Raw genomic sequence first — 19,426 nt, 5'->3', positions numbered from 1 at the left:
CGACAATGGGAACCGGCGCGCGCATCGTGCAACGGCTCTTTGATCGAAATGGCCTGCCAAGGCGCGAGGATTCGAGGCGCAATGAGTTGGCACGCGTCCATATTCCTAATCATCGCCGCAGCCTCGCCCGGGGGCCGCGCATGAGCGCCCATGTCTCCCGTCACATTTCCGTGCTCGGCCGCCAGGCGGTCGATTATCTCGCGCCACGCGCCGGCGGCATCTATGTCGATGCCACGTTCGGCGCCGGCGGCTACAGCCGCGCGATTCTCGATGTTGCTGACGCGCGTGTGATCGGCATCGACCGCGACCGCACCGCGATCCTGGGCGGCTTCGATCTGGTCGATCGCTCCGGCGGCCGGCTGACGTTGGTCGAGGATCGCTTCTCCCATCTTGCCGAGGTCTGCGCCGCGCAGGGACTGGATGCGGTCGACGGCGTCGTGATGGATGTCGGCGTCTCCTCGATGCAGCTCGACCAGGCCGAGCGCGGCTTCTCGTTTCGCGGCAGCGGCCCGCTCGACATGCGGATGGGCCACAGCGGCCCGACCGCCGCCGACGTGGTCGCGAAGGCCTCCGAGCGCGAGCTCGCCGACATCATTTACATCTTCGGCGAGGAGCGTCATTCCCGTGGCGTCGCGCGCGCCATCGTCGCCGCGCGCAAGGAGGCGCCGATCGTAACGACCGAGGCGCTCGCCGCCATCGTCGCCAGGGTCGTCCGCGCCAAGCCGAACGAGATCCACCCGGCGACGCGGACGTTCCAGGCGCTGCGCATCTTCGTCAATGAAGAGCTCGACGAATTGCATCAGGCGCTCGCGGCGGCCGAGCGCGTGCTGAAGCCCGGCGGCCGGCTGGTCGTAGTCTCCTTCCATTCGCTGGAAGACCGCATCGTCAAGAATTTCCTGGCCGATCGCGGCAAGGTCAGCGCCGGATCGCGGCACATGCCCGAAGTCGCGCAATCATCGCCGAGCTTCAAGATCCTGACCAAGCGGCCGGTGGGGCCCGATGACGCCGAGGTCGCGGCCAATCCGCGCGCGCGGTCCGCGAAGCTGCGCGCGGCCGAACGAACCGCGGCGCCGGCGCACCGGGCCGACGACTTGCCGTCCTGGCCGCGGCTCGCCGACGTGATGCGGGGAGGCTGACCATGCGCATCCTCCACTTCCTCGTCATCGGCATGCTGATCTTCGCGGCGTCCTACGTTTACCGCATCAAGATGGAATCGACCGCGCGCGTCGAGCGGGTGCTGCAGCTCAACGCCGAGATCCGCAAGCAGCGCGACGCGATCGCGGTGCTGCGCGCCGAATGGGCCAAGCTCGATGCGCCGCTGCGGCTGCAGGGCCTTGTCGAGCGGCATCTGCCGCTCAAGCCGATCAACGCCAACCAGTACGATTCCCTGAAGAACCTTCCTGAGCGGCCGCCGAACTTCACTCGGCCGGGCGGGCGCGACCCGATCGGCGCCATGATCGACACGATCGAGGCGGCGGCCGAACCCGACAGCACGACGGGGTCGATCTCGGGGCCCGCCGCCGACCAGCCCGCGGCCGACCAGCCGGCGGCGGACCCGGCGGCGCTGGCGGCCGAGCCCGAGCAGGCTCCAGGAGATCAGCAATGACTGGATCAGCCATCACCGATCCGGCATCCGCCAACAAACCGGCCGAGAAGCCCGCTGAGCCTTGGCGCCAGCGGCTGATCCGTAACCTGCTATACGGGCGCAATGTCGACCGCACCGCCAAGGCGCGCGCGCGTGTCGGCTTCGCGATCCTCGCCTTTGCCGCGGTCTATTGCGTGCTCGCCGGACGCCTGGTGCTGTTCGCGATCGAGGCCGACAGCCACGGCGCGCGGCGCGGCGCCTCGCAGGACGCGATCGCCACCGCGCGGCCCGACATCATCGACCGCAACGGCGCGATCCTCGCCACCGACGTCAAGACTCCGAGCCTGTTCGGCGAGCCGCGCCGCATCATCGACAAGGACGAGGCGATCGAGCTCCTGACCGCGACGTTGCCCGACCTCGACACCGCCGAGGTGCGCGAGCGCCTGTCGTCACGCAAGGGCTTCGTGTGGCTTAAGCGCGAGATTACGCCGAAGCAACAGCAGGACATTCATCGCGTCGGCATCCCCGGCATCGGCTTCCTGCGCGAGAACAAGCGGGTCTATCCGACCGGCAACGAGGTCGCCCACCTGATCGGCCTGGTCAACATCGACAACCAGGGCATCGCCGGTATGGAGAAGTGGCTGGACAACAACGGTCTGGCCGATCTGCATCGCGCAGGCTTCGCCACCGACCGGTTGCAGAAGCCGGTGGAGCTCTCGATCGACCTGCGTGTCGAGCACGCGCTGCGCGACGAGCTGATCAAGGCCAAGGAGAAGTTCAAGGCCAAGGCGGCCTCGGGCCTGGTGTCGAACGTGCGCACCGGCGAGATCGTGGCGATGGTGTCGCTGCCCGACTTCGATCCGAACAACCCGAAAGAGGCGCACGATCCCGATCGCATCAACCGCCTGACCACCGGCGTCTACGAGATGGGCTCGACCTTCAAGGCGTTCACGCTGGCGATGGCGCTGGATTCCGGGAAGTTCGACCTCAACTCGATGTGGGACGCGCGCGCCCCGCTGCACTACGGCAAGTTCACCATTCATGACGATCATAATCTCGGGCGCATGATCAACATGAAGGAGGTGTTCTACTATTCGTCCAATATCGGCGCGGGCCGCATTGCGATGGCGATGGGCGTCGATGCGCACAAGGCGTTCCTGCGCAAGATGGGGCAGCTTGAGCGCCTGCGCACCGAATTGCCGGAAAGCGCGTCCCCGATCGTGCCGAAGCACTGGGGCGATCTCAACACCATCACCATCTCGTTCGGTCACGGCATCGCGGTGGCGCCGCTGCAGGCAGTGATGGGCATCGACGCGCTGGTCAACGGCGGCTATCTGATCCCGCCGACCTTCCTGAAGAGGAGCGAGGAGGAGGCGATGGCGCTCGCCAAGCGTGTCATCAAGCCCGAGACCTCGGACAAGATGCGCTATCTGATGCGGCTGAACGCCGAGGTCGGCACCGCGAAGAAGGCCGACGTCAAGGGCTACTATATCGGCGGCAAGACCGGCACGGCCGAAAAGGTCATCAACGGCCGCTATGCCAAGAAGCGCGTGCTGAACGCGTTCACCGCAATCATGCCCGCCGACAATCCGAAATATCAGCTCCTGATCATGCTCGACGAGCCGCAACCGCTGAAGGAAACCTACGGGTTCATCACCTCCGGCTGGAACGCGGTGCCCACCGGCGGCAACGTGATCGCGCGAATTGCGCCGATTTTGGGCATAGAACCGCGGTTCGACCTGCCGCCGTCCGACCGCCTTATTCTTGCGGCATCCAGAACAACCCAGTAAGGCGTACAGACAGCATGATCCGGAAGGAATGCATCGCGGTTTCCCCAGTCGGATCTTGCTCAAACAGCGGCGCCCGTTGCGCCAGCCAACTGGAACACCATGAGACTTCGCGACCTCTTCAGCGCTGACGCCACCATCGACCCGCGTGCCGATGCTGTCGTGGTTGGCGGACTTGCGGTCGACAGCCGGGCCGTGAAGCCGGGCGATCTGTTCTTCGCGCTGGCCGGCGTCAAGACCGACGGTGCACGCTTCATTGACGCGGCGATCGCATCCGGCGCGGTCGCGGTCGCGGGCGACCATCCGCCGCAAGCCGCGCTGCCCGTGCCGTTCGTGGTCACACCAAATGCGCGCCGCGCGCTGGCGCTGGCCGCGGCCAAATTCTATCCGCGACAGCCCGCGACGATCGCGGCGGTGACCGGCACCAGCGGCAAAACCTCGGTTGCGGCCTTCACGCGCCAGATCTGGCAGCGGCTCGGCCATGTCTCGGCGAGCATCGGCACCATCGGGCTGGTGTCGGACAAGCGCACCGTGTACGGCTCGCTGACCACGCCCGATCCGATCGCGCTGCACCGCCAGCTCGGCGAGATCGCGGCCGACGGCGTGACCCATCTGGCATTCGAGGCCTCCTCGCACGGCCTCGATCAATACCGCCTCGACGGTGTGCGCATCGCCGCCGGCGGCTTCACCAATCTTTCGCGCGACCACATGGACTATCATCCCGACGTCGCGCATTACCTCAACGCCAAGCTGCGCCTGTTCCGCAACCTCGTCACCGACGGCGGTGCGGCGGTGATCTCGGCGGATCACGATTGCTCGGCGCAGGTGATCGATGCGGCGCGCGCCCGCGGGCTTCGCATTATCGCGATCGGGCGCAAGGCCGATGCGGGCGAGGGCATTCGTGTGGTCGATTCAGCGATCGACGGCTTTGCGCAGAAGCTCGTCATCGAGCATCGCGGCCGGGGACATACGATCCGCCTGCCGCTGGTTGGCGAGTTCCAGATCGAGAACGCGCTGATTGCAGCGGGCCTTGTGATCGGCACCGGCGGTGTTGCGGACGATGCGTTCGGCAGCCTCGAATATCTCGAGGGCGCGAAGGGCAGGCTGGAACTTGTCGGCGAGCGCAACGGTGCGCCGATCTTCGTCGACTACGCCCACAAGCCCGACGCGCTCGCGAAAGCGCTACAGGCGCTCAGGCCCTATGCGAAACGCAAGCTCGTCGTGATCTTCGGCGCCGGTGGCGACCGCGACGCCGGCAAGCGGCCGATCATGGGCGAGATCGCGGCCCGGAACGCCGATCATGTCATCGTCACTGACGACAACCCCCGCAGCGAGCGGCCGGAAGCGATCCGCGCCGCGATCCTCTCGACCGCGAAGGGCGCGCGCGAGATCGGCGACCGCGCCGAGGCGATCCGGGCCGGGATCGCGAATCTGGAACCGGGGGATGCGCTGCTGATCGCAGGCAAGGGCCACGAGATCGGGCAGATCATCGGCGACAGAACGTTACCGTTCAGCGATCATGAGGCGGTCGCCGCCGCACTCGCAACGAGGAACGCATGAGCACATTGTTGTGGACGTCGGATGCGATGGTCGGGGCGATGCGCGCCGCGACGCAAGGCGCGTTGCCGGAGGGCGTCACCGGGCTGTCGATCGACAGCCGCACGATAGCCCCCGGCGAAGCCTACTTCGCGATCAAGGGCGACGTGCATGACGGCCACAGCTTCGTCGAGGCAGCGCTGAAGGCCGGCGCCGGGCTTGCCGTGGTCGAGGCCGCACAGCGTGACAAGTTCCCCGCCGGCGCGCCGCTACTCGTCGTCGACGACGTCCTCGCCGGTCTCGTCGAGCTCGCGCATGCTTCGCGTGCCCGGCTCAACGCGGAGATCATCGCGGTGACGGGCTCGGTCGGAAAAACCTCGACCAAGGAGGCGTTGCGCCGGGTGTTGTCGGCGCAGGGCGAGACCCATGCCTCCACCGCCTCGTTCAACAATCACTGGGGCGTGCCGCTGTCGCTGGCGCGCTGCCCGGCGCACGTGCGCTTCGCGGTGTTCGAGATCGGCATGAACCATGCCGGCGAGATCACGCCGCTGGTCAAGATGGTGCGGCCGCACGTCGCCGTCATCACCACGGTGGAACCGGTGCATCTGGAATTCTTCGCCGGGATCGAGGCGATCGCCGATGCCAAGGCCGAGATCTTCCTCGGCGTCGAACCCGGCGGCGTGGTCGTGCTCAACCGCGACAATTCGCAATTCGCGCGGCTGCAGCGGCTGGCCAAGAAGGCCGGCCTCTCGCGCATCGTGTCGTTCGGGACCGACAAGCGATCCGACGCCCGGCTGATCGATGTCTCGCTGCATGCGACCTGCTCGGCGGTGCATGCCGACATCCTCGATCATGACATCACCTACAAGATCGGCATGCCCGGCCGGCACATGGTCATGAACTCGCTTGCGGTGCTCGCCGGCGCATCACTGCTCGGCGCGGACATCGCGCGCGCGGCGCTGTCGCTGGCGCAGCTCGAGGCGCCTTCGGGACGCGGCGTCCGCCGTGCGCTGGAGGTCGGCCATGGCCAGGCGACGCTGATCGACGAGAGCTACAACGCCAACCCGGCCTCGATGGCGGCCGCGCTCAACGTGCTCGGCCAGGCCCAAATCGGGCCGCAGGGGCGGCGCATCGCGGTTCTCGGCGACATGCTCGAACTCGGCCCGACGGCGGCCGAGCTGCACCGCGGCCTGATCGAGGCGGTCACGGCCAACCGGATCGACCTCGTATATTGTTGTGGTCCGTTGATGCGGAATTTGTGGGATGCCCTTTCCACCGGCAAGCGGGGAGGTTATGCCGAGAGTTCGGCGGCGCTCGAAACGCAGGCGGTTGCCGCGGTCCGCGCCGGTGACGCGATCATGGTGAAGGGATCGCTGGGATCGAAGATGAAAGTCATCGTCAGCGCGCTGGAGAAGCGCTTTCCCGACAAAGCCGCGCACGAAGAGGCTTTATAGGACGTCTGAATGTTCTACTGGTTGATCGATCTGTCCAATACCGTCCCGGGCTTCGCGCCGTTTCGCAGCGCCCTGAACGTGTTCCGCTACATCACGTTCCGCACCGGCGGCGCGATCGTGACCGGGGCACTGTTCGTGTTCCTGTTCGGGCCCTGGATCATCGACCATCTGAGGCTGCGGCAGGGCAAGGGGCAGCCGATCCGCACCGACGGCCCGCAGTCGCATCTGATCTCCAAGAAGGGCACGCCCACCATGGGCGGGCTGATGATCCTGTCCGGGCTCGTGGTGTCGACGGTGCTGTGGGCCAATCCGCTCAACCCCTATGTCTGGATCGTGCTGGCGGTGACGCTCGGCTTCGGCTTCGTCGGCTTCTATGATGATTACCTGAAGGTCACAAAGCAGTCACACAGCGGCTTTGCCGGCAGGCTGCGGCTGCTGATCGAGGCGCTGATCGGGCTTGCCGCCTGCTATGCGCTGGTTCGGCTCGGGCGCGACGTGTCCTCGACCTCGCTGGTGATTCCCTTCTTCAAGGATCTCGTGATCAATTTCGGCTGGTTCTTCGTGATCTTCGGCGCCTTCGTGATGGTCGGCGCCGGCAACGCGGTGAACCTCACCGACGGCCTCGATGGCCTCGCCATCGTGCCGGTCATGATCGCGGCGGCGAGCTTCGGCATGATCTCCTATCTCACCGGCAACGCCGTGTTCTCGGATTACCTGCAGATCAATTATGTCGCCGGCACCGGCGAGCTCGCAGTACTGTGCGGCGCAGTGCTGGGGGCCGGCCTCGGCTTCCTCTGGTTCAACGCGCCGCCGGCCTCGATCTTCATGGGCGATACCGGCTCACTGGCGCTCGGCGGCATGCTCGGGGCCACCGCGGTCGCGGTGAAGCACGAGATCGTGCTCGCGGTGATCGGCGGCCTGTTCGTGCTGGAGGCGGTCTCCGTGATCGTGCAGGTCGCGTCGTTCAAGCTGACCGGCAAGCGCGTGTTCCGGATGGCGCCGCTGCACCATCATTTCGAGCAGAAGGGCTGGACCGAACCGCAGATCGTGATCCGCTTCTGGATCATCTCGGTGATGCTGGCGCTCGCCGGCCTCTCCACGCTCAAGCTGCGTTGATGATCGCATATCCCCACAACCGTCGTTCCGGAGGCCGCGCAGCGGCAATCCGGAACCTCGAGATTCCACAATGCGCATTGCGCATTGGGGTTCGATGCTGGCGCATCGTCCCGGAATGACAAGGTGAATCATGATCCCCGTCTCCTCCTTCGCCGGCAAGACGGTCGCGGTGTTCGGGCTCGGCGGTTCCGGGCTTGCGAGCTGCCACGCGCTGAAGGCCGGCGGCGCCGAAGTGATCGCGGCGGATGACAATGCCGACAATGTTGCGAAGGCGGCGCAGGCCGGGTTCGTCACCGCCGATTTGCGCAGCACGTCCTGGGCGAATTTCGCCGCGCTGATCCTCACGCCCGGCGCGCCGCTCACCCATCCGGCGCCGCATTGGAGCGTGCTGAAGGCGCGCGAGGCCGGCGTCGAGGTGATCGGCGACGTCGAGTTGTTCTGCCGCGAGCGGCGGCGTCATGCACCGAATGCGCCGTTCGTCGCCATCACCGGCACCAACGGCAAGTCGACCACCACGGCGCTGATCGCGCATTTGACCAAAGTTGCCGGCTACGACACTCAGATGGGCGGCAACATCGGCACCGCGATCCTGTCGCTGGAGCCGCCGCGGATGGGCCGCGTCCATGTGATCGAGATGTCGTCGTACCAGATCGATCTCACGCCCTCGCTCGATCCCTCGGTCGGAATCTTACTCAATGTCAGCGAGGATCACATCGACCGTCACGGCACGCTGGCGCACTACGCAGCGGTGAAGGAACGGCTGGTGGCCGGCGTGCAGCCCGGCGGCACGTCGATCGTCGGCGTCGATGACGGCTGGTGCCGCGACATCGCCGATCGGCTCGATCGCGCAGGCAAGCGCGTGGTCCGCATCTCCGTGCGCAATCCGCTGCCCGACGGCATCTATGTCGAGCACGAGACCATCGTGCGTGCGTCGGGTGCGGCGCGCAGCGAGGTGGCGCGGCTCGGCGGCATCGGCTCGCTGCGCGGCCTGCACAATGCGCAGAATGCGGCGTGCGCCGCGGCCTGCGCGCTCGCGATGGGCATCTCCGCCGATGTGCTGCAGAACGGGCTGCGCAGCTTTCCCGGCCTGGCGCACCGCATGGAGCAGGTCGGCCGCCGCGGCCATGTGCTGTTCGTCAACGATTCCAAGGGCACCAATGCGGATGCGGCCGCGCATGCGCTGTCGTCCTTTGCCGACATCTTCTGGATCGCCGGCGGCAAGCCGAAGGCTGGCGGCATCACCAGCCTGTCGGGCTACTTCCCGCGCATCCGCAAGGCCTATTTGATCGGCGAGGCCGCGCCGGAGTTTTCCGGCACGCTGGGCGAGCGCGTGCCGCACGAGATGTCCGGCACGCTCGATGTCGCGGTCGCCAGCGCCGCGCGCGATGCGGAGGCCTCGGGGCTCGGGGAGGCCGTCGTGCTGCTGTCGCCGGCCTGCGCCTCGTTCGACCAGTACCGCAATTTCGAAATCCGCGGCGCCGCGTTCCGCGACCTTGTCCAGGCACTACCGGGCATGAAGCCGGTGGTGTGACCCTTCGCTGTAGGGCGGATTATCGCCCGACGAGCGCGCACGGTCATGCTGCCACGGTTCGCTCATGCGTGCACCACCATCGGGCGATCGCTCGAGCGACATCGTCCCAGAGCGCGGGGGGCAGATCGGGGACGGCGACACGGACACTATATCGATCCGTCGCCGAGTTGTGGAACCATTCCGTCGCGGCGAAATCAAAGCCGAAGCTTCCCGCATGGCGGATCGGCAAACCCGCGCGGCCCAGATCGTCACTCATCTCCGCGGCCGCGCGCCTCGCACTCGCCTCGCTGAGCGGTTGCCTGCTGTTCAACGTGACATAGAGGCCGTGAGCGAAGTGGAGCTCTGCCGTCAGATGGGGGAGCACCGAGGCAAAATATCGAGCGGTCCGCCGACCGTTGCGGAGCATGGCCGCCACGCGCTCGTTGGTCAATTTGCGGTAGGCGGACGTGCCGGTATAGGGCGGAAAATGCGCCGGCAGCGCCGCGCCGCCGAGCAGCCGGACCGCGTTTCGCATCGCCGGCGGGAGTTCCTTGAACTTCGATCCGGCCGCCCAAGCCGCGTCCTGTCCCCAACGAACGAAGGCCGCGGAGCCGAGCCGGCCATACTCCGCGCCGAGCGAATCCAGCTTGGTGTGGCTGCGCACCATCACGACGGGAACGTTCCGCCTCCGGGCCCATGCCAGCGCACTGCGGATACGGCCCGAGCCGCTGCAGAAGCCGGTCGTGTCGAAAATCAAGAGATCGAGCGCCTGGCTCGTGGCGCGCAGCGCGGTGCGAAACGCGGTTTCCGGCGCGCAGGAATCGAGCAGAAGAATCCGCGGTGACGACGTTTGATCGATCGTTGCTTGCAGCGAGGGCTTCAGCGTGACCAATCGCAAATGATTGACGTAGCTTTCGATCAGTTCCTGTGTTTCTCCATACGACCCTGGCAAGACCACGATGTCCGCTCGGCCGGCGACCTGAGTTGACGCCAACAACAGTGCCGAAATCGCGGACATGCCTGAGGCGGTGTAGACGGTTTCGGCGCTAGTCCGCTCGTCCAGCTCGTAAAACGAAGGGCCACGCACGTCGAGATCGGCTCGCTGGTAATCATAGCTGAACTCGAATGGCCCGATGCGGCGTTGACCCGGATGCGCCCATGCCGTCTCGGTGACGGTCCAATCATGTCGCGCATGCTCCGCCTTGAGCGCAGCGGTGAGCTGGAATTTCAGCCGGATCACCTCAGCGATTGATCGCGGGCAGGTCAGGGGCAGGGGGGTCCGCAGGCAATTGTTGATCAGCCTGAGTTCCTCGTGCTTCCGCTCCAGATATGCTTCGATCGTCTCCATGTGGATCTTCGCCGGTGCGACGCTTGATCCAACGTTTCGGGATCGCGTTGGGTCCATCCTCGGCATGACGCCAGCGTCCATCGTCGGATGGGTAGAGCGAAGTGAAACCGTCGCGGCGGCATATGCGGAAGCGTGGATTGCTTCCTCGCTATCGCTCCTCGCAATGACGGCCGGAGACATCGCGCGAGAACTATCCCCAGCGTCGTCCCGGCCTTGTGTGCAATTGCGCACCAGGCCGTGACGACGAATAGGAGAGCCGCGCGCAACCAGGCCGTTCGTCAACTCGGCGCAATCCGGTCCGCGCCACCATCCCTCAAAAGTGATCCATCCCGTTAACTCCTTGGAAACCAAGCTGCGCCACGAATGGACGTTACCTCCGCCATCTGGGGACACCGATGCTCGCCCGTGACCAACGCACCCCGTTCTCGGACTGGTGGTGGACCGTCGACAAGCTCCTGCTTGCGGCGGTCGCCGCGTTGATGCTGGCCGGCGTGATCCTGTCGCTGGCGGCGAGCCCGCCGGTGGCGACGCGGATCGGGCTCGATCCCTTCCATTTCTTCAATCGCCACGTGATGTTCCTGGTGCCGTCGCTGATCGTGCTGATCGGGGTGTCGTTCATGACGCCGCGGCAGATCCGGCGCACTGCGCTGATCGTGTTCGCGGTCTCGATCGCGTTGATCGTGGTGACGCTTTTGGTCGGGCCCGAGGTCAAGGGCTCGCGGCGCTGGATCACGCTGCTCGGCGTCAACATCCAGGCCTCCGAATGCGCCAAGCCCGCCTTCGTGATCGTCGCCGCCTGGCTGTTCGCTGAATCGACCAAGCGGCCGGAGATGCCGGCGACCTCGATGGCGCTGGTGCTGCTGTTGATGCTGGTGGCGCTATTGGTGATGGAGCCCGACTTCGGCCAGACCATGCTGATCCTGATGGTGTGGGGCGCGCTGTTCTTCATCGCGGGCATGCGGATGATCTGGGTCTTCGGGCTGGCCGGCGCGGCCGGCGCGGGCCTGTTCGGCGCCTATCTTCTGGTGCCGCACGTCGCGGGCCGCATCAAGCGCTTCATGAACCCGGCTTCCGGCGACACCTTCCAGGTCGATACCGCGATGGAAGCGTTCTGGAATGGCGGCTGGTTCGGTCTCGGGCCCGGCGAGGGCGTTGCAAAACGCAGCCTGCCGGACAGCCACACCGACTTCGTGTTCGCGGTCGCCGCCGAGGAGTTCGGCATCATCCTTTGCCTGATGCTGGTTGCGCTGTTCGGCTTCGTGGTGATCCGCACGCTGACGCGCGCCTATGCCACCGAGGACATGTTCTCGCGCTTTGCGGCGTCGGGCCTCGCCATCATGTTCGGCGTGCAGGCGGCGATCAACATGGCGGTCAATCTGCAATTGATCCCGGCCAAGGGCATGACACTGCCGTTCATTTCCTATGGCGGTTCCTCGTTCGTGTCGCTGGCCTACGGCGTCGGCATGATGCTGGCGCTGACGCGGCAACGGCCGCGCACCGAGATCGAATCGATGGAAGGCGCCAGCGCGATGCGCGCCTACGCTTAGGTGACTGCGAGGATAGCCTCGGCTATCTGGAAGCCATGGACAATGCGCCCCTGATTCTGCTGGCGGCCGGTGGCACCGGCGGCCATCTGTTCCCGGCCGAAGCGCTCGCCGTGGAACTGATGCGGCGCGGCCTGCGCGTTCGCCTGGCGACCGACGGCCGCGCTCTGCGCTATGGCGGCCTGTTCGCCCGCGACAGCATCGACCTGGTGCCGAGCGCGACGGTGCGCGGCCGCAATCCGATCTCGCTGGCGCGGACCGCGCTGACGCTCGCCTATGGCACGCTGGTCGCGACCAATGCGGTGCGACGGCTGAAACCCGCCGCGGTCGTCGGCTTCGGCGGCTATCCCACTCTGCCGCCGCTGATGGCCGCGCGCCTGCTCGGCGTGCCCGGCATCATCCATGATGCCAATGCGGTGCTCGGCCGCGCCAACCGCTTCCTGTCCAGTCGCGTCAACGCGATCGCGACCTCGCTGCCCGGCGTGCTCGATCGCGATCCCGCGCTCGCCGGCAAGGCGACCACCGTCGGCACGCCGATGCGCCCGGCGATCCTCGCTGCCGCGGCAGTGAGGTATGCCTCGCCCGAGCCGAACGCGCCGCTGCGTCTGCTTGTCGTCGGCGGCAGCCAGGGCGCGCGAGTGATGAGCGACATCGTGCCGTCAGCGATCGAGACGCTCGACCCCGCGCTATGGCGCCGTCTGATCGTGACCCAGCAGGTGCGCGAAGAGGACATGGCGCGGGTACGTGCGGTCTACGACCGGCTCAAGATCAATGCCGAGCTCGCGCCGTTCTTCTCCGACCTGCCGGCGCGGCTGGCCTCGAGCCAATTGGTGATCTCGCGCGCCGGCGCCGGCACCGTGGCCGAGCTCGCGGCGATCGGCCGGCCGTCGATCCTGGTGCCGCTGCCGGGCGCGATCGATCAGGACCAGTTCGCCAATGCCGGCGTGCTGGCGCAGGCGGGCGGCGCGATCCGGATCGCACAGCCCGAGTTCACGCCCGAGCGCCTCGCCGCCGACATCACGGCCTTCGCCGCTGAGCCCGCGAAATTGACCACGATGGCGCAAGCCGCACGCGGCGCCGGCCGGCTCGACGCGGCGGAACGGCTCGCCGATCTGGTGATGAAAGTGGCCGGGATTTAGGCGTTCCGCGATGTTTTTTCGGACCCTAGGCGCTTGTCCCGGCCATCGGCGTCTTTCATAAGGGAATCAAAGCCTGGGCAAGCCCGGGCTTGATGGAGCAACCGCGAGACCTGCCATGAGACTGCCGCGTGAGATCGGACCCATTCACTTCGTCGGGATCGGCGGCATCGGCATGAGCGGCATCGCCGAGGTGTTGCTCAATCTCGGCTACACGGTGCAGGGCTCGGATGCCTCGGACAATTACAACCTCGATCGGCTACGCAAGAAGGGCGCGAAGGTCTCGGTCGGCCACAAGGCCGACAATGTCGACGGCGCCGATGTCGTCGTGGTCTCGACCGCGATCAAGCGTGACAATCCGGAGCTGATGGCGGCTCGCGCACAGCGCATTCCCGTGGTGCGCCGCGCCGAGATGCTGGCGGAACTGATGCGGCTGAAGAGCTGCGTCGCGATCGCCGGCACCCATGGCAAGACGACGACGACCACGATGGTGGCAACCTTGCTCGACGCCGGCGGGCTCGATCCGACCGTGATCAATGGCGGCATCATCAACGCCTATGGCTCCAATGCGCGGCTCGGGGCCGGTGACTGGATGGTGGTCGAGGCCGATGAGAGCGACGGCACCTTCCTCAAGCTGCCGTCCGATGTCGTCATCGTCACCAATATCGATCCGGAGCATCTCGACCACTTCAAGACGTTCGAGGCGATCCAGGATGCGTTCCGCAATTTCGTCGAGAACGTGCCGTTCTACGGCTTCGCCGTGATGTGTATCGATCATCCCGTGGTGCAGAGCCTGGTCGGCAAGATCGAGGATCGCCGCATCATCACCTATGGCCATAACCCGCAGGCCGATGCGCGGCTGATGGATCTGACGCCGATCGCGGGCGGATCGAAATTCAAGGTCGCGATCCAGGATCGCAAGACCGGCGCAACTCACGAGATTACCGACATCGTGTTGCCGATGCCGGGTCGTCACAATGCCTCGAATGCCACGGCGGCGATCGCGGTTGCGCATCAGCTCGGCGTGTCCGATGACGTCATCCGCAAGGCCATGGCGGGCTTCGGCGGCGTCAAGCGGCGCTTCACCAAGACCGGCGAGTGGAATGGCATCACCGTCATCGACGATTACGGTCATCATCCGGTCGAGATCGCGGCGGTGCTCAAGGCTGCGCGCGAGTCCTATCAGGGCAAGATCATCGCGGTGGTGCAGCCGCATCGCTTCACCCGCCTGCAGTCCCTGTTCGAGGAGTTCTGCACCTGCTTCAACGATGCCGATACGGTCGTGGTCGCCGAGGTCTATCCGGCCGGCGAGGCGCCGATCCCCGGCATCGACCGCGACCATTTCGCCGCCGGCCTGCGTGCCCACGGCCATCGCAGCGTGATGGCGCTCCCTGACGCCGGCGAGCTTGCAAAGATCGTCCACGGTCTTGCCAAGCCCGGCGACCTCGTTGTCTGCCTCGGCGCCGGCAACATCACGCAATGGGCCTACGCGCTACCCGATCAGTTGAAGGCGCTGGGGTGAGTATGTTTATCGCTCAGCACCGCCCGTGCGGCTCACCCCTCTCCCTAACCCTCCCCCGCAAGGGGGGAGGGAACCCCGCTGCCGTTGCCTTCCTGACTCTCTCACAAACTCAGACCCCAGTCGTGATGCCGCGTAAGGTGAGCAATTTCGTCAGGCTCCCTCCCCCCTTGCGGGGGAGGGTTGGGGAGAGGGGTAAGCCGCGGGCACCGGCGGGAAACGCGACGCGATGCGATCCCCAGACTGGATCGATTGAGTGACATGACCCACCCCGACATCACGCCGGATCTGAAAGCCGCGATGCCGCTTCTGCGTGGGCGGCTGCTGGCCAATCAGTCGCTCGCCGAGTTGACCTGGTTTCGTGTCGGCGGGCCGGCGCAGGTGCTGTTCACGCCGGCGGACGAGGATGACCTCGCTTACTTCCTGAAGAACCTACCGAAGGAGTTGCCGGTCTATGTCATCGGCGTCGGCTCCAATCTGATCGTGCGCGACGGCGGCATGCCGGGCGTGGTGATCCGCCTCGCGCCACGCGCCTTTGGCGAGACCAGCGCATCGGGCGACATCGTCATCGCTGGCGCCGCGGCCCTCGACAAGCGCGTCGCTGAGACGGCGGCTGCCGCAGGCATCGGCGGCATGGAATTCTTCTTCGGCATTCCCGGCACCATCGGTGGTGCGCTGCGGATGAATGCCGGCGCCAATGGCGGCGAGACCAAGGATGTGCTGGTGGAGGCGACCGGCATCGGCCGTGATGGCACGAAGCATACGTTCACCAACGTCGACATGAAGTTCGTCTATCGCAACAGCGGCGTCGATCCGTCCGTGATCTTCACCGCGGCGCGCTTCCGCGGGACGATCGCGGATCCAGATGCGATCCGCGCACGCATGAACGAGGTGCAGGCTCATCGCGAGACCGCGCAGCCGATCCGGGAAAAGACCGGCGGCTCGACCTTCAAGAATCCACCCGGCAACAGCGCCTGGAAGCTGATCGATGCCGCCGGCTGCCGCGGCCTCAAGGTCGGCGGCGCGCAGGTCTCGGAGATGCACTGCAATTTCCTGATCAACACCGGCAACGCCACCGGGCACGACATCGAGACCCTGGGCGAGACGGTGCGTGAGCGCGTGAAGGCGAGCAGCGGAATCGAGCTGCATTGGGAAATCAAGCGGATCGGGATCGGGAAGAGCTGATGCAAGCGACCATTCTCTTCGGCGGCACCAACAAGGAACGCCTGGTCTCGGTGGCGAGCGCGCAGGCCTTGCATCGCGCGCTGCCCGACGCCGATCTGTGGTTCTGGGATGTCGACGACACCGTGCATGCCGTCACCTCCGAGAAGCTGCTCAATCACACGCGGCCGTTCGAGGTCGACTTCAAGCCGGAGGATCGCGGCATCAGCCTCGCAGAGGCGCTCGACAAGGCTGCGGCGGAAGCGCGCGTGCTGGTGCTCGGCCTGCATGGCGGCCGCGCCGAGAATGGCGAGTTGCAGGCGATGTGCGAGATGCGCGGCATCGCCTTCACCGGCTCCGGTTCGGCGTCGTCGCATCTTGCCTTCGACAAGCCGTCGGCCAAGCGCTTCGCCGCGATCGCTGGACTGAACGCGCCGCAGGGTGTCGCGCTCGAACAGATCGATCAGGCCTTCGCCGACTACGGCAGGCTGATTGCGAAGCCCGCGAAGGATGGATCGAGCTACGGGCTGATCTTCGTCAACGCGAAGCAGGATCTTGTCGCGGTGCGCAGTGCCGCGAAGGTGGAGGACTATCTGATCGAGTCGTTCGTGTCGGGCGTCGAGGCGACCTGCGGCGTGCTCGAGCAGTCCGATGGTGCGGTGTTCGCGCTGCCGCCAATCGAGATTGTGCCGGCGGAAGGCGGATTCGACTACACAGCGAAATATCTGCTGAAGTCGACGCAGGAGATTTGCCCCGGGCGCTTCGCTCCCGAGGTCAGCGCCGCGATCATGGATCACGCGCTCAAGGCGCATCGCGCGCTGTCCTGCACTGGTTATTCGCGCAGCGATTTCATCGTGTCGGCCAATGGACCGGTCTATCTCGAGACCAACACGCTGCCCGGCCTCACCGCGGCCTCGCTGTACCCGAAGGCGCTGAAGGCGCACGGCATCGGCTTTGCCGACTTCCTGCACGACCAGATCGAGCTTGCCCGGCGCCGCGCGCGGAAGTAGGCGGCGGGAGGGAACCGGGGGCCGGAGAGACGGCATGGAATCCGGCCTGTTGCTAAAATGCTAACGAGTTCGCGGCAAAGTACTCTTAGCGCTCATCAAAACACGCCCCAGGCGGGCCGTATTTACCGTTTGTTTACCAGGAAGCCCGAAGGTTAACGCTGGCGGCGCATGTAGCGCTTGGCTGCCGGGGCGTGAGCTGTCGCGGAATACCGCTTCCAGGAACGCAACCAGGGAACAGGGGGTCACTCTATCCCGCCGGTACCGCCGAGACGTCACCTGTGCCGGGACCCGCAAGGTTTGCGGGCACAACATGTGACGAGCTCGTGCAATGGATGGTGCAGGACGCCTCGCTCGATCGGTGCGATCGCTGGGGCCTCAAGCTGACCTGAGAGCAGCCGCTATTGGAGCGGCGATGCTGCTGCGCGAGCATGCCGGTGCCTATCTCGCCCGCCGCAAGCGCAAGCGTCCGGTCCGGCAACCGGTGCTCGATCGCGAGCCGCCAAACCGTTTCATCCAGACCATCGAGCGCTACCTGCCGCGCCGTGTCGGCCTGGTCGCCACGCTCGCGATCCTGTTCGGCAGCGCCGGCTTCGGCATCGTCAAAGGCGGCCATATCGACGAGTTCGTCGCTGTCATGGACGACACCCGCAACGCGCTCGCCAATGCCGCGGGCTTTCGCATCACCACGGTCGGCATCAACGGCCGCAAGCAGCTCACCCAGGACGAGGTTCTTGCGATCGGCGGCATCAACGGCCACTCCTCGCTGCTGTTCCTCGACGCCGAAACCGTCCGCGACAGGCTGAAAGCCAATCCCTGGATCGCCGACGCCACGATCCTGAAGCTTTATCCCGGCCGGTTGCAGATCGACATCGTCGAGCGCTCGGCCTTCGCCTTGTGGCAGGAGAACGGCAAGCTCGCCGTCATTGCCTCTGATGGCGCGGTGCTCGAGCCCTATGTGACGCGCCGTTTCCTCAAGCTGCCGTTGGTGGTGGGGAAGGGCGCCGACAGCCACGCCCACGATTTCCTCGCGCTGCTCGACCGTTATCCGCAGGTCCGCTCGGTGACCAAGGCTGCGATCTATGTCGGTGAGCGGCGCTGGAATCTGCGGCTCAAGGATGGCCTCGATATCCGCCTGCCCGAGAACGACGTCGGCAATGCGCTCGCCGCGCTCTCCAAGCTCGACAAGGACGAGAAGCTGTTCTCGCGCGACATCGTCGCCGTCGACATGCGCCTGCCGGATCGCCTGATCGTGCAGTTGTCCGACGACGCCGCCAAGGCGCGCGAAGAGCTGTTCAAGGACAAGAAGTCCAAGAAGAAGGCCGGTGACTCCGCATGACCGGCCTCGATCGCAACCTGACCCCGAAGACGCGTCCGATGCAGAAGCGCACCGCGCTGGTGGCCTCGCTCGACGTCGGCTCCAGCAAGATCGCCTGCATGATCGCGCGGCTGAAGCCTTCGCCGCCGAGCGAGGCGCTGCGCGGTCGCAGCCATGCGGTTGAATTGATCGGCTACAGCCAGATCCAGTCGCGCGGCGTCAAGGCCGGCGCCGTGGTCGATCTGGCCGAATGCGAGAAGGCGGTGCGCCATGCCGTGGCGCTGGCCGAACGCATGGCCAAGGTCCGGGTCGAGTCGGTCCTGCTGTCGGTGTCGGGCGGCCGGCTGCATGGCCAACTGGTTGAGGCGGCTGCCGATATCCGCGGCGGCTCGGTCACCTCGGACGATATCAGCCGCGTGACCTCGGCCGGCATGCGCCACGCCACCGCCGCGGGCCGCACCGTGCTGCATGCGCTGCCGGTCGGCTACGCGCTCGACGGCGTCAAAGGCATCCGCGATCCGCGCGGCATGGTCGCGCGACAGTTCGGCGTCGACATGAATGTCGTCACCTCGGACGCAACGGTGGCCAAGAATCTGATGCTCGTGGTCGAACGGTGTCATCTCAATGTCGAAGCCATGGCGGCGAGCCCCTATGTCGCGGGCCTGTCGGTTTTGACCGACGACGAGTTCGACCTCGGCGCCGCCGTCGTCGAGATGGGCGCCGGGTCGACGACGATCGCAACCTATTCCGGCGGACGCTTCGTGCACGCATCCGGATTTGCGCTCGGTGGGCAACACATCACGATGGATCTTGCACGCGGCATCGGAGCGTGCATTGCGGATGCCGAGCGAATCAAGACTTTATACGGCACGGTGCTGACGGGCGGCTCGGATTCGCGCGAGCTGATGTCCGTGCCGGCCGCGGGCGATGATCGGGAGACTCCGCAAATTGTCTCCCGCGCCACGATCGCGAACATAGTCCGGCATCGCGCCGAGGAGATTTTTGAGATGGTCCGTGACCGGCTCGCGGATTCTCCCTTTGCAGCCGAGCCGCGGGCGGGCGTCGTCCTGAGCGGCGGCGCATCCCAACTGACCGGCACCGTCGAGCTCGCCACCCGTATTCTGAACCGCCAGGTCCGCATCGGTCGCCCGCTCGGTTTCGGCCGGCTGCCCAGCGAGGCGAAGGGGGCCTCGTTCTCGGTGCCCTCGGGCCTGCTGGTCTATCCGCAATACGCTCATCTTGAACATGTCGAACCGCGGCGCACGCGGCAGCTCAAGACAGGGACTGACGGCTACGGCTACTTCGGAAAGGTCGGACGATGGCTTCGCGAGGGCTTCTGATGACCGCATCTCGGCTTAAGGCATTTTCACCAACTCCCGCGGCCGCCGGCCGGGGCGAACCCACG

Annotated in this window: 14 protein-coding genes and 2 pseudogenes; 15 read left to right on the top strand and 1 reads right to left on the bottom strand. The window is 66.1% G+C overall.

Features of this window, described 5'->3' with window-relative positions:
• The first annotated feature begins 140 nt into the window (after window positions 1-140).
• The 7 genes and pseudogenes from rsmH to murD all read left to right on the top strand — a co-directional run bounded on the left by rsmH (window position 141) and on the right by murD (window position 9,009).
• On the top strand, window positions 141-1,136 hold the full coding sequence (rsmH, locus tag P6U30_RS29190) for a 16S rRNA (cytosine(1402)-N(4))-methyltransferase RsmH (protein WP_407166266.1): 996 nt from the start codon (window positions 141-143) through the stop codon (window positions 1,134-1,136).
• Window positions 1,137-1,138: 2 nt separating this feature from the next.
• Window positions 1,139-1,528 (top strand): annotated as a pseudogene (locus tag P6U30_RS29185) (hypothetical protein); the annotation flags it as partial.
• 74 nt (window positions 1,529-1,602) lie between these two features.
• On the top strand, window positions 1,603-3,375 hold the full coding sequence (locus P6U30_RS29180) for a peptidoglycan D,D-transpeptidase FtsI family protein (protein WP_407166265.1): 1,773 nt from the start codon (window positions 1,603-1,605) through the stop codon (window positions 3,373-3,375).
• Between the two features lie 99 nt (window positions 3,376-3,474).
• On the top strand, window positions 3,475-4,932 hold the full coding sequence (locus tag P6U30_RS29175; protein WP_407166264.1) for a UDP-N-acetylmuramoyl-L-alanyl-D-glutamate--2,6-diaminopimelate ligase: 1,458 nt from the start codon (window positions 3,475-3,477) through the stop codon (window positions 4,930-4,932).
• Complete coding sequence (locus P6U30_RS29170; RefSeq protein ID WP_407166263.1) at window positions 4,929-6,362, top strand: UDP-N-acetylmuramoylalanyl-D-glutamyl-2,6-diaminopimelate--D-alanyl-D-alanine ligase; 1,434 nt, start codon at window positions 4,929-4,931, stop codon at window positions 6,360-6,362. Before P6U30_RS29175 ends, P6U30_RS29170 begins: the two co-directional genes overlap by 4 nt.
• A 9-nt stretch (window positions 6,363-6,371) precedes the next feature.
• Window positions 6,372-7,478 (top strand): phospho-N-acetylmuramoyl-pentapeptide-transferase, encoded by a 1,107-nt coding sequence (mraY, locus tag P6U30_RS29165; protein WP_407166262.1) that lies wholly within the window; start codon window positions 6,372-6,374, stop codon window positions 7,476-7,478.
• A 130-nt stretch (window positions 7,479-7,608) separates the two neighbouring features.
• Window positions 7,609-9,009, top strand: a complete 1,401-nt coding sequence (gene murD, locus P6U30_RS29160) for a UDP-N-acetylmuramoyl-L-alanine--D-glutamate ligase (RefSeq protein ID WP_407166261.1) — start codon at window positions 7,609-7,611, stop codon at window positions 9,007-9,009.
• 43 nt (window positions 9,010-9,052) lie between these two features.
• Here murD and P6U30_RS29155 read toward each other — a convergent pair whose 3' ends face one another.
• Entirely contained in the window at window positions 9,053-10,336 is a 1,284-nt protein-coding gene (locus P6U30_RS29155; protein WP_407166260.1) for a hypothetical protein, read from the bottom strand.
• 395 nt (window positions 10,337-10,731) lie between these two features.
• Between P6U30_RS29155 and ftsW the strand changes: the two genes are divergently transcribed.
• The 8 genes and pseudogenes from ftsW to ftsA all read left to right on the top strand — a co-directional run bounded on the left by ftsW (window position 10,732) and on the right by ftsA (window position 19,361).
• Entirely contained in the window at window positions 10,732-11,883 is a 1,152-nt protein-coding gene (ftsW, locus tag P6U30_RS29150) for a putative lipid II flippase FtsW (protein ID WP_407166259.1), read from the top strand.
• A 35-nt stretch (window positions 11,884-11,918) separates the two neighbouring features.
• Window positions 11,919-13,019, top strand: coding sequence for an undecaprenyldiphospho-muramoylpentapeptide beta-N-acetylglucosaminyltransferase (murG, locus tag P6U30_RS29145; protein ID WP_407166258.1), 1,101 nt, complete (start codon window positions 11,919-11,921; stop codon window positions 13,017-13,019).
• A gap of 115 nt (window positions 13,020-13,134) precedes the next feature.
• Window positions 13,135-14,538, top strand: coding sequence for a UDP-N-acetylmuramate--L-alanine ligase (murC, locus tag P6U30_RS29140; protein WP_407166257.1), 1,404 nt, complete (start codon window positions 13,135-13,137; stop codon window positions 14,536-14,538).
• Window positions 14,539-14,796: 258 nt separating this feature from the next.
• Window positions 14,797-15,720, top strand: a complete 924-nt coding sequence (gene murB, locus P6U30_RS29135; protein ID WP_407166256.1) for a UDP-N-acetylmuramate dehydrogenase — start codon at window positions 14,797-14,799, stop codon at window positions 15,718-15,720.
• Window positions 15,720-16,706 (top strand): D-alanine--D-alanine ligase, encoded by a 987-nt coding sequence (locus tag P6U30_RS29130; RefSeq protein ID WP_407166255.1) that lies wholly within the window; start codon window positions 15,720-15,722, stop codon window positions 16,704-16,706. Before murB ends, P6U30_RS29130 begins: the two co-directional genes overlap by 1 nt.
• Window positions 16,707-16,798: 92 nt before the next feature.
• Window positions 16,799-17,095, top strand: a pseudogene (locus tag P6U30_RS29125) (D-alanine--D-alanine ligase); the annotation flags it as partial.
• On the top strand, window positions 17,035-18,042 hold the full coding sequence (locus tag P6U30_RS29120) for a cell division protein FtsQ/DivIB (protein WP_407166254.1): 1,008 nt from the start codon (window positions 17,035-17,037) through the stop codon (window positions 18,040-18,042). The pseudogene P6U30_RS29125 and the gene P6U30_RS29120, both read left to right, overlap by 61 nt.
• Entirely contained in the window at window positions 18,039-19,361 is a 1,323-nt protein-coding gene (ftsA, locus tag P6U30_RS29115) for a cell division protein FtsA (protein WP_407166253.1), read from the top strand. Before P6U30_RS29120 ends, ftsA begins: the two co-directional genes overlap by 4 nt.
• Window positions 19,362-19,426 lie beyond the last annotated feature (65 nt).

This window comes from Bradyrhizobium sp. ORS 111, from assembly GCF_045571485.1.
Taxonomy (GTDB): Bacteria; Pseudomonadota; Alphaproteobacteria; order Rhizobiales; family Xanthobacteraceae; genus Bradyrhizobium.
This window is presented reverse-complemented; position numbering and strand designations above follow the sequence as displayed.

Bases quoted from the DNA above. Each gene is read 5' to 3' on its own strand.
- rsmH (WP_407166266.1), top strand. From the start codon at position 141: ATGAGCGCCCATGTCTCCCGTCACATTTCCGTGCTCGGCCGCCAGGCG.
- P6U30_RS29120 (WP_407166254.1), top strand. From the start codon at position 17,035: ATGGATGGTGCAGGACGCCTCGCTCGATCGGTGCGATCGCTGGGGCCT.
- P6U30_RS29180 (WP_407166265.1), top strand. From the start codon at position 1,603: ATGACTGGATCAGCCATCACCGATCCGGCATCCGCCAACAAACCGGCC.
- ftsA (WP_407166253.1), top strand. From the start codon at position 18,039: ATGACCGGCCTCGATCGCAACCTGACCCCGAAGACGCGTCCGATGCAG.
- P6U30_RS29170 (WP_407166263.1), top strand. From the start codon at position 4,929: ATGAGCACATTGTTGTGGACGTCGGATGCGATGGTCGGGGCGATGCGC.
- P6U30_RS29155 (WP_407166260.1), bottom strand. From the start codon at position 10,336: ATGGAGACGATCGAAGCATATCTGGAGCGGAAGCACGAGGAACTCAGG.
- murC (WP_407166257.1), top strand. From the start codon at position 13,135: ATGAGACTGCCGCGTGAGATCGGACCCATTCACTTCGTCGGGATCGGC.
- P6U30_RS29130 (WP_407166255.1), top strand. From the start codon at position 15,720: ATGCAAGCGACCATTCTCTTCGGCGGCACCAACAAGGAACGCCTGGTC.
- murG (WP_407166258.1), top strand. From the start codon at position 11,919: ATGGACAATGCGCCCCTGATTCTGCTGGCGGCCGGTGGCACCGGCGGC.
- P6U30_RS29175 (WP_407166264.1), top strand. From the start codon at position 3,475: ATGAGACTTCGCGACCTCTTCAGCGCTGACGCCACCATCGACCCGCGT.
- ftsW (WP_407166259.1), top strand. From the start codon at position 10,732: ATGCTCGCCCGTGACCAACGCACCCCGTTCTCGGACTGGTGGTGGACC.
- murD (WP_407166261.1), top strand. From the start codon at position 7,609: ATGATCCCCGTCTCCTCCTTCGCCGGCAAGACGGTCGCGGTGTTCGGG.
- mraY (WP_407166262.1), top strand. From the start codon at position 6,372: ATGTTCTACTGGTTGATCGATCTGTCCAATACCGTCCCGGGCTTCGCG.
- murB (WP_407166256.1), top strand. From the start codon at position 14,797: ATGACCCACCCCGACATCACGCCGGATCTGAAAGCCGCGATGCCGCTT.